The organism is Roseomonas sp. CECT 9278, assembly GCF_918698155.1.
Classification (GTDB): domain Bacteria; phylum Pseudomonadota; class Alphaproteobacteria; order Acetobacterales; family Acetobacteraceae; genus Neoroseomonas.
The window spans coordinates 23,022-36,674 of sequence record NZ_CAKKLX010000006.1; the positions used below are offsets into that span (position 1 = coordinate 23,022).

12 protein-coding genes are annotated in these 13,653 nt (G+C 69.0%); 6 read left to right on the forward strand and 6 right to left on the reverse strand.

The window, feature by feature from the left end; all coding sequences use genetic code 11:
- Positions 1-37: 37 nt before the first annotated feature.
- Positions 38-1,471, reverse strand: a complete 1,434-nt coding sequence (locus LQ222_RS05665) for an SIR2 family protein (protein WP_230165054.1) — start codon at positions 1,469-1,471, stop codon at positions 38-40.
- Between the two features lie 248 nt (positions 1,472-1,719).
- Between LQ222_RS05665 and LQ222_RS05670 the strand changes: the two genes are divergently transcribed.
- Genes LQ222_RS05670 through grxD form a run of 4 tightly spaced genes read left to right on the forward strand, consistent with a single transcriptional unit; the run spans position 1,720 to position 5,143 of the window.
- Positions 1,720-2,280 (forward strand): transposase, encoded by a 561-nt coding sequence (locus tag LQ222_RS05670; protein WP_230165055.1) that lies wholly within the window; start codon positions 1,720-1,722, stop codon positions 2,278-2,280.
- A 57-nt stretch (positions 2,281-2,337) separates the two neighbouring features.
- Entirely contained in the window at positions 2,338-4,560 is a 2,223-nt protein-coding gene (gene purL / locus LQ222_RS05675) for a phosphoribosylformylglycinamidine synthase subunit PurL (RefSeq protein ID WP_230165056.1), read from the forward strand.
- Complete coding sequence (locus tag LQ222_RS05680) at positions 4,560-4,808, forward strand: BolA family protein (protein WP_230165057.1); 249 nt, start codon at positions 4,560-4,562, stop codon at positions 4,806-4,808. The genes purL and LQ222_RS05680 overlap by 1 nt, the downstream gene beginning before the upstream one ends.
- On the forward strand, positions 4,805-5,143 hold the full coding sequence (gene grxD, locus LQ222_RS05685; RefSeq protein WP_230165058.1) for a Grx4 family monothiol glutaredoxin: 339 nt from the start codon (positions 4,805-4,807) through the stop codon (positions 5,141-5,143). Before LQ222_RS05680 ends, grxD begins: the two co-directional genes overlap by 4 nt.
- 259 nt (positions 5,144-5,402) lie before the next feature.
- On the opposite strand, the gene recQ is transcribed toward grxD, so the two are convergent.
- The 5 genes from recQ to cydD all read right to left on the reverse strand — a co-directional run bounded on the left by recQ (position 5,403) and on the right by cydD (position 12,068).
- Positions 5,403-7,208 (reverse strand): DNA helicase RecQ, encoded by a 1,806-nt coding sequence (recQ, locus tag LQ222_RS05690; protein ID WP_230165059.1) that lies wholly within the window; start codon positions 7,206-7,208, stop codon positions 5,403-5,405.
- Positions 7,208-7,591, reverse strand: a complete 384-nt coding sequence (locus LQ222_RS05695) for an OmpA family protein (RefSeq protein ID WP_230165060.1) — start codon at positions 7,589-7,591, stop codon at positions 7,208-7,210. Before LQ222_RS05695 ends, recQ begins: the two co-directional genes overlap by 1 nt.
- A gap of 76 nt (positions 7,592-7,667) precedes the next feature.
- Positions 7,668-8,666: a radical SAM protein gene (locus tag LQ222_RS05700; protein WP_230165061.1), complete on the reverse strand. Its 999-nt coding sequence runs from the start codon at positions 8,664-8,666 to the stop codon at positions 7,668-7,670.
- A 55-nt stretch (positions 8,667-8,721) separates the two neighbouring features.
- Positions 8,722-10,392, reverse strand: a complete 1,671-nt coding sequence (gene cydC, locus LQ222_RS05705; protein ID WP_230165063.1) for a thiol reductant ABC exporter subunit CydC — start codon at positions 10,390-10,392, stop codon at positions 8,722-8,724.
- On the reverse strand, positions 10,392-12,068 hold the full coding sequence (gene cydD, locus LQ222_RS05710; protein WP_230165064.1) for a thiol reductant ABC exporter subunit CydD: 1,677 nt from the start codon (positions 12,066-12,068) through the stop codon (positions 10,392-10,394). The genes cydC and cydD overlap by 1 nt, the downstream gene beginning before the upstream one ends.
- A gap of 96 nt (positions 12,069-12,164) precedes the next feature.
- Between cydD and LQ222_RS05715 the strand changes: the two genes are divergently transcribed.
- A complete protein-coding gene (locus tag LQ222_RS05715; RefSeq protein WP_230165066.1) occupies positions 12,165-13,058 on the forward strand; it encodes a polysaccharide deacetylase family protein in 894 nt (297 codons plus the stop codon).
- Between the two features lies 1 nt (position 13,059).
- Complete coding sequence (locus LQ222_RS05720) at positions 13,060-13,599, forward strand: lipocalin family protein (RefSeq protein WP_230165068.1); 540 nt, start codon at positions 13,060-13,062, stop codon at positions 13,597-13,599.
- Positions 13,600-13,653: the final 54 nt, after the last annotated feature.

The window sequence follows — 13,653 nt, forward strand, 5'->3', positions numbered from 1 at the left end:
AGGAACAACTACTCCAACTCATCGACTAAGCGTAAAATTAAATTCTAAGCTTATAGGCTTTTCCAGAAATAATATCTCTGAACAAATCGACCGCCTCATGCGACCACTTTCGTACGGCGGATGATTCTTTTTTTCCAGTCTTAATACGCTCATGATATACGTTGTCAGATCTCCGAAGATCTACACCTTTTTCATCCCTAATTTTTCTAATTATTGGATTAAGGGCATTCCATCCCTTCAAGCCTAATTCATCCGCGACTTGAGTAAGAGTTAGCGGGTGAGTCTTGTTGTCTGTATCCGCGAACGTAAGTCCCAGCATTCGCGGCAGATGAACGTCATCGTTCGTTACTTTTTCAAGAGTCGCATAGTCTACCTCAACCGTTCCTCCCGGTATATCCTTTCTGGTTAGCTTCATTAATCTGGCCGCCAACGACCTCAACAATGCCGGATTTACTTGTTTTAATTCATGTCTTGCAGATAGAATTTTAAATATATCGAGTAGAGATGATACATTAAATACCTTAAGCCGGTATTGTCTTCCGTCTTCTTCGTCGTCAATGACAACCTCTGATTGGCTCGGACCGGCCTTGAGTTCTGGCCTCCAGATGATCTGAGCCACGTTCGGAACAAGACCCGTATCGTCAGCCGCTATTCTTCCTATATCCTGAAGTAAAGTTCGGACATTCGGATCGCCAAGACCGTATCCAAAAATTAGCACCGGATGCTCAATGAAATAAGTTAATAATTTTGCAGCAAAATATCGACTTTGCTTATGCCAATTTTTATAATTATCTTTAGTCAAAACTAAACTAGCTGGATCGGTTGCCATTCCATGTATATGAAATATCTCTCCGTATGAATTTAAGTCGTATTTTAAAACTCCTCGACCAACTATAGGCTCGTATCCCTTGAAGATCATCTCAAGAAGAGCGTCATAGTTTGTCGTGATAATCGCGTGTGGGCGAATCGCTTCCAATGCAGCTATCTCAGCGATAAAATCTTTATTTAGTTTATTTGAGTCGACAGGCGTGAGATCGACTAAGCGTTTTGCGATGAGAGCCTTCAAAAATACATGGCGATCCGTTCCTTCAAACAGGACAGGATCAAAGTGGCTCTTGCCGACACCCCAGGCCCACTCGAAGATGAGAGCTGCAATCGCAGTCCCAATCTCGACTTTATCGTCGCCAAATTTCTGAACAAAATACGTATAAGGTGGAGCGCTTTCTCCAAGGAAACCAAGCGCATAGCGCAGCGCCCCCTCCCAATCAGGCGCGTTTATATAACGCCTCGCGATTCCCGCTCCAACAAATAGAACTGGCTGTACTTCAAATTCTTCAATTATACTACGAATAGCATCAACGATCGCTGCGGGCGTTTCAGATTTTTCACTCTCGTCGGGACGTTGTTCAATCTCTACAGCGTCGGCTTTACTTTTTTTTGGCGTCACAAGATTTCCCCCGAAGCCACCCACATCAGCCCAAAAAACAGCGCCTGACTGTTGCAGCGGGTCCCCGTCAGCCTGCAGAGGCTATCGCCGTAAGCAATTTGCATGCTCCTTATAGTACGAAACCTATTGGATTTCACCAGTTTCTCGGGCGCATCGGCGTGACATCAAGAGGCCGAGCCGAGCCGCGCTGAGCCGTAACGGGAACAAGACAAGTCTCCGCCCGAACATAGGAAAATATTGATTTTTCCGCGACCGTGTGCATTTATCCTTCGATGCAGCCCCTCACCCCCACCCAATTCCTCGCCCTCCTCCCCTACATCCTCCCCCGCTCCCCCGCCGGCCGCTCCATCGGCGACCTCCGCGGCCGCATGAACGCCATATTCCACCTCGCCTGCACCACCGCCCCCTGGAGCGCCCTCCCGCCCGAACACGGCAAGCCCGACACCGTCTCCCGCTACTTCCGCCGCCTCACCCATGCCGGCCTCTGGGAACGCCTGCTCGAAGCCATCAAGGAAAACGATCCCAAGCACCCGCTGAACGAGATCGCCCCCCTCATCTTCCGCGCCTGCCGCCGCGCCGTGCGTCTGCGGGGCCTGAAATTCCTCGTCCTCATCCGCCGCCTCGGCTTCCTCCAGGCCCTGAACGGCCCGCCGGACAAGCTCCCCAACCCCGATTTGTCCGAAAGCCTCAGGCACACGCGCTTCCCGCCCTACCCCGAAACGAAAGCGCAATCCGACGCCTACCGCGCCCTCATCAAGGCGCTGAAACAGCTCCACCGCGTCATCGGCGGCGTGAAGCACCTCACCCGCCAGCAGCGCCTCGGCTGGTCATGAGCAGCCCCGCGCAGACACCCCCTGGACAGCGGCCACCGCCCTACCCACAAGGCAGGCATGACCGCCGCCACGCCCACGCCGCTCGACCCCGCCCGCGCCGCCCAGCTCGCCGCCGAATTCGGCCTGAAGCCGGAGGAATACGACCGCGCGCTGGCCATCCTCGGCCGCACCCCTTCGCTCACCGAACTCGGCGTGTTCTCCGTGATGTGGTCGGAACACTGCTCCTACAAATCCAGCCGCATCTGGCTGAAGGAACTCCCCACCGAGGCCCCCTGGGTCATCCAGGGCCCCGGGGAGAATGCCGGCGTCATCGCCATCGGCGATGGCCTGGCCGCCGTCTTCAAGATGGAATCCCACAACCACCCGAGCTGGATCGAGCCCTACAACGGCGCCGCCACCGGTGTGGGCGGCATCCTGCGCGATGTCTTCACCATGGGTGCCCGCCCCATCGCCAACCTCAACGCGCTCCGCTTCGGCAGCCCCGACGCGCCGCGCATGAAGCAGGTGATCGACGGCGTGGTCCGCGGCATCGGCGGCTACGGCAATTGCGTGGGCGTGCCCACCGTGGGCGGCGAGGTCAACTTCCACCCCGCCTACAACGGCAACCCGCTGGTCAATGCCATGACGGTCGGCATCGCGCAGGCCGACCGCATCTTCACCGCCGCCGCCACGGGCATCGGGAACCCTGTGGTCTATGTCGGCTCCAAGACCGGCCGCGACGGCATCCACGGCGCCACCATGTCCAGCGCGGAATTCAGCGCGGACAGCGAGGAAAAACGCCCCACCGTCCAGATCGGCGACCCCTTCGCGGAGAAGCTCCTCATCGAGGCCTGCCTCGAACTCATGGCCACCGACGCCATCGTCGCCATCCAGGACATGGGTGCGGCGGGCCTCACCAGCTCGGGCGTCGAGATGGCGGGCAAGGGAGGCATGGGCGTGGACCTCACACTCGATAGCGTCCCCCAGCGCGAAGAAGGCATGACCGCCTACGAGATGATGCTCAGCGAGAGCCAGGAGCGCATGCTCATGGTCCTCAAGCCCGGCCGCGAGGCGCAGGCAGAGGCCATCTTCACCAAGTGGGAGCTGGACTTCGCGGTGATCGGCCACCTCACCGACACCGGCCGCATCGTCATCCGCCACAAGGGCGAAGTGGAAGCCGACATCCCCCTCGCCCCCCTGGAATCCGAATCCCCCCTCTACCGCCGCCCGACCGAGGACACCCCGCCCCAGCCCGTGCTGGACGCCACCACCATCCCCGACCCGATCGGCATCGAAGCCGCGCTGATGCGCCTGGTGTCCTGCCCCGACCTCTGCTCCCGCCGCTGGATCTGGGACCAGTACGACAGCCTGGTGAATGGCCAGACGGTGAAGCGACCCGGTGCCGCCGACGCCGCCATCGTGCGCATCGAGGACCACGCCCGCGCCCTGGCCATGACCACCGACTGCACCCCCCGCTACGTGGTGGCGGACCCTGTGGAGGGCGGCAAGCAGGCGGTCGCTGAGGCCTGGCGCAACATCACCGCCACCGGCGCCCTGCCGCTCGCCATCACCGACAACATGAACTTCGGCAACCCGGAGAAGCCCCGAATCATGGGCCAGTTCGCCGGCGCGGTGCGCGGCATGGCGGCGGCCTGCTTAGCACTCGACTTCCCGGTGATCAGCGGCAATGTCTCCCTCTACAACGAGACCGAGGGCCGCCCCATCCTCCCCACCCCCGCCATCGGCGGCGTGGGCGTGCTGGAGGATGCGCGCCACGCCATCGGCCTCGGCATGCCGGCCAACGCCGACTTGGTGCTGGTGGGGACGACAGCCGGCTGGCTCGGCCAGTCGCTCTGGCTGCGCGAGGTCACCGGCCGCGAGGACGGCGCCCCCCCGCCCGTGGACCTGATGGCCGAACGCCGCAACGGGGACTTCATCCGGGCGCAGATTCTCGCCGGCACCGTGCTCGCCTGCCACGACTGCGCCGATGGCGGGCTGCTGGTCACGATCGCGGAGATGGCGATGGAAACCGGCACGGGCGCGACCCTGGCGCCCGCTCCGGACGGCATTCCCGCCCACGCCTTCTGGTTCGGGGAGGACCAGGGCCGCTACGTGGTGGCCGTGCCGGACGCCGCCGCGTTCATCGCCACCGCGGCCGCGGCGGGCGTACCGGCCACGCGGCTCGGCCAGTCCGGCGGCGGGGACTTGGTTCTGGCCGCCGCCCGGTCCATATCGGTAGCGTCGCTGCGGCAGGCCCACGAAGCCACCCTGCCCGCGCTGATGGAAGGGAGGTCCGCCTGATGGCGATGCAACCGGCAGAGATCGAGGCGCTGATCAAATCCGCGCTCCCCGATGCCGAGGTCACCATCGAGGACCTGGCCGGCGATGGCGACCACTACGCCGCCAAGGTCGTCTCCTCCGCCTTCCGCGGCATTTCCCGCGTGAAGCAGCACCAGATCGTCTACGCCGCGCTGCAGGGCCGCATGGGCGGCGTGCTGCATGCGCTGGCCCTGCAAACCTCCGCCCCGGAACAGGACACCGCGCGATGAGCAACCCGACCCACGACCGCATCCAGGCCGCGATCGACGGCAACCCCGTGATGCTTTTCATGAAGGGCACGCCGTCCTTCCCGCAATGCGGCTTCTCCGCCCGCGTGGTGCAGATCCTCTCCCACATGGGCGTGCCCTTCGGCAGCGCGAACGTGCTCGAAGACATGGAGATCCGCGAGGGGATCAAGGAGTTCTCCAATTGGCCGACGATTCCGCAGCTCTATGTGAAGGGCGAGTTCGTCGGCGGCTGCGACATCGTGATGGAGATGTTCCAGGCCGGTGAACTCGGCAGCCTGCTCGCCGAGAAGGGCGTGCCGCACAAGGCCGAGGCCTGACGCGTGCCCCAGGGCTGCGCCGCGCGGCGCAGCCCCAAGGCGCCGGAACGATGGGCCGGCGTCGGCGGAGCCACTTTACGATTTTAGCGGTCTAACGTGCCCGTCATCCGGTGCGCGAGCCTGCGACAACTGCCGCGCTGATATAAGAACATAGCAAGAACGACCGCGCGCGTCCAGCGTTCTTTCGTCCGCCTGCGCCGCCCACCGGCGCGCCGTGGGGTTGCAGCATCGCGTCCGTCGACGCGACCGCACCTCGGTCTTATCCCGCGCCGTTCTCGGCCACGATCCGCAGGATCTCCGTGCCGTACCGCTCGACGCGCGACCGCCCCATCCCCGGCACATCAAGCAGGTCATCGACGCCCGCCGGCCGTCGCGCCGCGATGCCCCCCAGTGTCCGGTCATCCGCCACCACATAGGCCGGCACGCCCTGCGCCTGCGCCACGCCCCGGCGCCAGGCGCGCAGTGCCTCGAACAATGGATCGCCGGAGGCCGCCTGCGACGATTCCTCGCGCGCTGCGCGGCGCGACGCGGGCTGCGCCGCCTCCTCCCGCAGCATCACCGCTTCCTGCCCACGCAGCACGGCCCGCGCGGCCTCGGTCGCGACCAGTTCGCCGTGGTTCTCGACCGCCACATCCAGCACGCCGCGCGCGACCAGCTGCCGCGCGATCCCGCGCCAGGCGCTGTCCGACACATCCTTGCCGATGCCAAACGTCGGCAGCCGGTCATGCGCGAATTGCGCGACCTTGTCGGTGAGCCGCCCGCGCAGCACGTCAACCACGTGCCCGACGCCGAACCGCTGCCCCGTGCGCACCACGGCCGAGAGCATCTTCTGCGCCGACACCGTGCCATCGACCAGCCGCGGCGGTGTCCGGCACACGTCGCAGGCACCGCATTCAGGCTTTTCCGGCTCCTCCCCGAAGCAGCGCAGCAGCAGCGCGCGGCGGCAGGTCGAGGCTTCGGCCATGGCGATCATGGCATCGAGCCGCGACCGCTCGACGCGCTTCTGTTCCTCGCTGGCCGGGCTCTCGGCGATGCGATGGCGCGCCAGGGCCATGTCCCCGGCGCCGTACATCAGCAGCGCCATGGCGGGCAGGCCATCGCGCCCGGCGCGGCCGATCTCCTGGTACCAGCTCTCGGGACTGCGCGGCAGATCGAGATGCGCCACCCAGCGCACATCCGGCCGGTCGATCCCCATGCCGAAGGCGATCGTCGCCGCCATGATCACGTTGTCGCCGCGCGCGAAGCGGCGATGCGCGTCGCGCTTGGCACTCGCATCCATGCCGGCGTGGAAGGCCAGCGCATCATGCCCGTCGCCGCGCAGCCATTCGGCGGTGCTCTCGGTGCGCGCGCGGCTGCCGCAATAGACGATGCCGCAGCCGCCCGCCCGCGCGATCAATCCGCGCAACTGGCCGCGCTCGCTCTCGCGCGGCGCGGCGGTGATGAAGATGTTCGGCCGGTCGAAGGAAGCGCGGAACACCGGCGCCTCGGCCAGGTCCAGCTGCAGCCGGATATCGTCGACCGTGCGCGGGTCCGCCGTGGCGGTCAGCGCCAGGCGCGGCACGCCCGGGAAGCGCTGCCCCAGCACGCCCAGGCCACGATACTCGGGGCGGAAGTGATGGCCCCACTGGCTGACGCAATGCGCCTCGTCCACCGCGAACAGCGCGACGGGCATCTCCTCCAGCCGCTGCAGCGTGCCGTCCAGCGTGAGCCGCTCGGGCGAGACATAGAGCAGCTTCAACCGGCCGCCATGCAGGTCGCGCAGCACCCCGCGCGCCTCATCGGGCGGCAGGTCGGAATGCAGCGCGGCCGCGGCGACGCCTTGCTGGCGCAGCGCCGCGACCTGGTCCTCCATGAGCGCGATCAGCGGCGAGACGACGACGCCGACACCCGCGCGGCACAGCGCCGGCACCTGGAAGCACAGGCTTTTCCCGCCGCCGGTCGGCATGAGGACAAGGCCAGACCCGCCATCGGCGGCATGGCGGATGATCTCCTCCTGCCGGCCGCGGAAGCCCTCATGGCCGAAGACCCGGCGGAGGACCGCGGAGGGATCCTCCAACGCGCGCATCAGCCGCCGGCGCGGATCTCGACGCGGCGGCTTTCGGTGGCGACGGATTCGAAGGGCACCGGCCCGCGCGCCACGACGCGCACGCGCTCGCGCGGCAGGCCGCTGCTGATCAGCAGGTCGGCCACGTGCTGGGCGCGCTGCTCGGACAGCGCACGATTATAGGCGGCGCCGCCCGCGGGGCCGGCGAAGCCCACCACCACGATCGGGCCGGTCGTGGACTTGGCGCGGTCGGCCGCGGCGCGCACCACCGCCTGGGCCTCGGCGTCCAGCGTCGCGCTGTCCGCGGTGAAGAAGACCGAGATGGTCTGCATCGCGGCTTGCGGCGCGCAGGCCGCGGCCAGCACGGCAGGGGCGGCGGCGGCGAGGAAATGGCGGCGGCGCATCGGGACGACTCCGGGGTTCGCAGGGGCCCCTTGGTCGCGCGAAGGGCGGGGTGGCGTCAACCGTCCCGCGCAGCCTTCAGCGCGAGCACGCCGCGCCGCCCAGCACGCAGAACTTCGCGCAATGGGGATGGTTGAGCGCGACGGGGCGCGACGCCTCGGCCAATGTGGCGCCGAGTTCGAAGGCCGGGTCATGGGGCAGCAGCGTGCAGGCCACCACCGCCGGGCGGTCCGCCCCACGCCGCTTCACCACCATCCGGGCCGAGGCGCACATCATGCTGTCGGGGGATTTGCGCAGGATGCCCCAGCAGGCCTCGGTGATCTCCGGGACATCGACGGCCGCGTCCATCTCGGGAAACAGCATCAACGCCACCGGATCGGCGGCATCGATCGCCGCGCCGCAGGCGGCGAACAGGGCGGCGTAGCCCTCGCGCATCGTCGCCTCGTCGCCGTCGCAGAAGCCGGCGCGGCCCGCGACATGCACCCGGAAGCCGTGCCGCGCCAGCCAGGCGAGGCCGTCGATCGTGCGCGCGAAGGTGCCCTCGCCGCGCTCCAGGTCGTGCAGCGCGGCCAGGTGGTGGTCGATCGACACGCGCAGCGTCAGGCGGTCGCCGAAGGCCTCGCGCAACGCCAGCAGCGCCGTCGCGTGGTTCATCATCGGCTTCATCGCATTGGTCAGCACCAGCGCGGACAGGCCGCGGTCCAGCACGTCGCGCAGCATGGCCGGCAGGTCGCGGTTGAGGAACGGCTCCCCGCCGGTGAAGCCGACCTCCGTCATCGGCGCGCCGATGGCGGCGGCCTCGTCCAGGTAGGCGCGGACCTCGGCGGCGCTGATGTAGGATAGCGCGTCGTTCTTCGGGCTGCTCTCGATGTAGCAGTTCCGGCAGGTGATGTTGCAGAGCGTCCCGGTGTTGATCCACAGCGTGCGCAGCGCGGACAGGCCGACCACGGCGCGGCGTTCGCCCTTGGCCGTCACCAGCGGGTCGCGGAACTTGCCTGGGTCGAGCCGCCGCGCCGCCATCGGCATGGCCACTGTCATCGCCACGCCGCCATCACGCTGGATGCCATGCTTCGCCACCTTTCGCTGTCGCGCAGATCGGGTTCGCCGGACCGCTCGGCAAGGTTACGCCGCGTCACCCGGCGGCGGGAATCGCGCGCCCCGCAGCCAGGCGCAGGATCCGCGTCGGGTGCTCGACCCCCAGAAGCTGGTGCTGGATCAGGATCACGCTGCGTCCGCCCATCGCCTCATCCAATGTCTGCAGGAAGGCCCGTTCGGTATCGGCATCGAGGCCTGCCGCCGGTTCGTCCAGGATCACCACGGAGGCCGGCGAGAGCAGCGTCCGCGCCAGCGCGATCCGGCGCGCCTGGCCGCCGGAGAAGCGCAGCCCGCCTTCCCCGCACAGGGTATCGAGCCGGTCGGGCAGCGCCCGCACCACATCGCCGACCTGCGCGCGGTCGAGCGCGGCCCATAGCGCAGCGTCCGCCGCCGCCGGCGCCGCGAGGCGCAGGTTCGCCGCGATGCTGTCGTCGAACAGCCGCGCATCCTGCGTCAGCCAGGTGACGCGGCGGCGCAGCTCGGCTGCCGGCAGCATGGCGATGTCGACACCGCCCAGCGTGATGCGCCCGGCCTCGGGCGCGGCGAATTTCAGCAGCAGCGCGGCCAGGGTCGACTTCCCCGTGCCGGAGGGTCCGAGCAAGGCGATCCGCGCGCCCTCCGGCAGGTCGAGGTCGAGCCCGTCGAAGACCAGCGGGCGGTCCGCCGCCCACCGGAATCGCAGGCCGGTCACCCGCAGCGCGTGGCCGGTCGGCGGTGTCGCCGGCGCCACCGGGTCGGGCACCGGTTCGGGCGTATCGGCGGCTTCGAACAGCCGCCGCGCACCGGCGCCCGCAGCGGCCATGGCCGCGCCGGCGCGGGGCATGAGGCCGAGCGCCTCGGCGGCCGCGATCGCCAGGAACACGCCCATCAGGCCGGCGGCGAGCCCGGCCTGCCCGGCGGCGAGCGACCAGCCCAGCGCCCCCAGCAGCGCCGCCTGCATCAGCAGCGAACCGGCCGCACCGCCCCAGGCCGCGCGCCGCGCCAGGTCACGCTGCGCGGCGGCAAGCGCGGCGCCCTCGGCGGCGACCCGCGCAGCGGCGCGCCCCTCGGCATTGGCGGCGAGCGTGTCCTCGATGCCGGTCAGCGGATCGACCACGGCATTGCGCAGCCGGCCCTGCGCGACCGCGGCGGCCTCGCCCGCGCGGGCGGCGACCGGGGCCAGCAGCAGGGGCAGCATCAGTGCGGCGGCCAGCGGCAGCGCGAGCAGCGCGGCCAGCCCCGGATCGGCCGCCCCCACCACCATCGCCAGCGCCACCACGACCGCCAGGGACGACGCCGCCGGCACCAGCACGCGCAGGTACAGCCCATCAAGGGATTCGACATCGGCGACCAGCCGGCCGAGCAGGTCACCCGCCTGGCGCAGCCCGATGCCCGCCGGCAGCCGCTCGGCGAGCCGGGTGAAGAACCATACCCGCATGTCGGCCAGCGCGCGGAAGGTGGCCTCGTGCGTCACCAGCCGTTCGAGGTAGCGGGCGACCGGGCGGAACAGCATCACCGGGCGCAGCCAGAGCAACGCCGCGAGGCCGAGCCCGGCCAGCGCCGTCGCCCCCGCCTGTCCCTGTGCCACCGCGCCGGCCACCACGCGCCCGGCCAGCACCAGCAGCGCGATGCCCGCAAGGGTCGACAGCACCGCGGCCAGCGCGCCCGCCAGCAGCCACCAGCGGCGTGCGCCCCACAGGCCCAGCACGCGGATCAGGTCGCGCCCCATCAGTTCCCCGCCATGCGGTCATTCGCCTCGCGCCCGCCGGCCATCTGCAGGACCTTGCCGAAATAGCCCCGGGCAGCGCGCGCGTGGGTGGCCACGATCGCGGTGCGCCCGACGCACAGGCGCCGAAGCGCATCGAGCACCACGGCCTCGGTCCCCGGGTCGAGATGCGTGGTGGGTTCGTCGAGCAGCACCAGCGGCGTGTCGCGCAGGAAGGCGCGCGCCACGGCCACGCGTTGCGCCTGGCCGCCGGACAGGCCGAAGCCGCCCTCGCCGACCAGCGTATCGAGCCCCTGCGGCAGGTCGGCGGCGAATTCCAGCACCTGCGCCGCGCGGGCGGCGGCCTCGATGGCGGCGTCGTCGGCCTCGGGGCGCGCGAAACGGATGTTCTCGCGGATCGTGCCGCGGAAGATGTGCGCGCGCTGGCCGACATACGAACACAGGCGGCGCAGTTCGCCCGGGCGCAGCAGCGTGATGTCGTGGCCATTGATCGCGACGCGCCCGGCATCGGGGCGGCGGAAGCCCATCAGGATGCGCAGGATGCTGGTCTTGCCGGATCCCGATTCGCCGGTCAGCAGCAGCGTCTCGTTGGGTAGCACGCGGAACGACACGCCATCCAGCGCCGGCGGACGCGATGGATCGTAGGACAGGCGCACGTCGTGGAAGGTGACCGTGACCTTGGGCGGCACTTCCTCGAGCAGCAGGCCCTCGGGCTCGGGTGCGGCGAGCAGCGGCGCCAGGTCCGCCGCCGCGCCGCGCGCCGCGAGCTGTTCGTGATAGGCGCCGGCGAAGGCACGCAGCGGCGCGAAGAACACCGGCACCAGCAGCAGGGCGAACAGCGCGCTGACCGGCGCCGGATGGGTGCCAGCCACCAGATGCCCGTGGTGATAGGCGAGCGACGCCAGCGCGACGCCGACGATCAGTTCCATCGCCCCGGTCGCGATGAAGGCGAGCCGCAGCACGCGCATCGTCCGCGCGCGCAGTTCCTCGGCCGCGGCGCCGAGGCGCGATGCCTCGGCCTGCTGCTGGTTCAGCAGCACCAGCACCGGCAAGCCACGCATGCGGTCGAGGAAGCGCCCCGACAGCCGCTGCAGCGCGGCGAATTGGCGCCGGCTGGCCACTCCGGCGCCGATGCCGCTGACCGCCTGCGCGACCGGCACCAGCAGCCCCGCGCCGAGCAGGATCAGGCCGCTGGTCGGGTCGGCCAGCGCCGCGGCACCGGCGACCATCAGCGGCGCGACCACCGCCAGCGCGGCAGCGGGCAGCCAGCGGGCGAAATAGCCCTCCAGCGCCTCGATCCGTTCGACCACCAGGGCGGATTTTTCGCCGACGGCGCGTTCGTCCCGCGGGCCGGCGGCCAGCAGCCGGGCGAAGGCGGCGGCGCGCAGCCGGGCCTTGGCATCCTCGCCTACCGCGATCTGCGCGCGCTCCTGCGCCATCGCCAAGCCCGCCATCAGCAGGGCCAGGGCGGCAGCGGCGGCGAGGTCGCCGAGCCCGGCATCGGCGCGCCCCAGCAGCGTCGCGAGCAGCCGCGCGATCAGCAGCGCCTGGGCGATGCCGCAGGCGGCGATGCCCAGGCCCAGCAGGATCGAGGGGATGAGCCGGGCGCGTTCGGACCGCGCCTCCCGTGCCAGGAGCGCCGCGGCGCCGGCCTCCGCGCCCGCTGGAGAGGAAGCCATGCACCCAGACTAAGCGATTGCTGCACGACCCGCCACGGGGCTGTCTTGCCGGTGTGACGGTCCGGCCCCATCAGGGAGGGTGACAGGAGGGGCGCGATGCTGCCGACCCATGGGCGCTATGACTACCATCCGTGGCCGATGCGCCGCGCCTATGCCTGGCCGGGCGCCGCGCGGCTGGCGGTTTATCTGGGGGTCAACCTGGAACACTTCGCCTTCGGCGAGGGGTTGGGCGCGGAACTGGCCCCCGGCGGCCCCCAGCCGGACGTGCTGAACTTCGCCTGGCGGGACTATGGCAATCGCGTCGGCGCCTGGCGGCTGCTCGGGCTGCTCGATGAACTGGCCCTGCCCGCGACGGTGCTGCTGAACAGCGCGATGTACGACTACGCGCCGTCACTGGTCGCCGCGCATCGTGCGCGCGGGGACGAGATCGCCGGGCATGGCCGCAGCAATTCCGAACGGCAGTCGGTGCTGTCGGAAGCCGAGGAAGGCGCGCTGATCGCCGAGAGCACGGCAGCCATCGCGCGGCACGAGGGCGCGCCGCCGCGCGGCTGGCTGTCCCCCTGGATCGCCGAGAGCCGCGCCACGCCCGACCTGCTGGCCGAGGCTGGCTATGCCTATACGCTCAACTGGTGCGCCGACGACGCGCCGATCTGGATGCGCACGCGGGCCGGGCGGCTGCTCGCCATCCCGTACCCGCAGGAGGTCAACGACATCCCGTCGATCGTCGCGCGCAAGGATGGCGCCGCGCAATTCGCCGACATGATCGTGGATGACTTCGAGGAACGGCTGCGGCAGGTCCGCGACGGGATGCCGCAGGTGATGGGAATCGCGCTGCATCCCTATCTGGTGGGACAGCCGCATCGGCTGCGCCACCTGCGGCGCGCGCTGGCGCATCTTTCGGCGCGGCGCGACGTTGTCTGGATCAGCACCGCGGGCGGCGTGCTGGACCATGTGCTGTCCCTGCCGCCCGGCACCATTCCTGGAGACTGACATGCGCCGCGCGCTGATCGCCCTGACCCTGCTGACCGCCGCCTGCGCCACCGAGCCCGGGCCGGGCACGCCGCGCACGGTCGGCACGGTGGACCTGGCGCGGTATGCCGGCACCTGGTTCGAGGTGGCGCGCTTTCCGACATCCTTCCAGGACAGCGCGCGGGTGCGCTGCGAGCAGGTGACGGCGACCTACACGGCGCGCGCCGATGGCGACATCACGGTGGTGAATCGCTGCCGCAACGCCCTTGAGGGCAGCGCCGAGCGTGTCGCGGAAGGCGTCGCGCGCAGCGCCGCGCCCGGCAATGACCGGCTGCGCGTGAGCTTCTTCTGGCCGTTCTACGGGGATTACTGGGTGATCGGGCTCGACCCCGACTACCGCTGGGCGGTGGTGGGCGCGCCGGGGCGCGACTACCTGTGGTTCCTGTCGCGCACTCCGCAGATGACGCCGGCGGATTTCGACGCGGCCGTGGCGATCGCGCGGCGCGAGGGCTTCGACACCGGCCGGCTGCGCCGGACCACGCAGGTGCCCGGCGGGGCATAGCACCCGCTCAGGCTCGCACCCCTGCCGCGCGGCGCCGGCGCTGAGGCGCAGAGC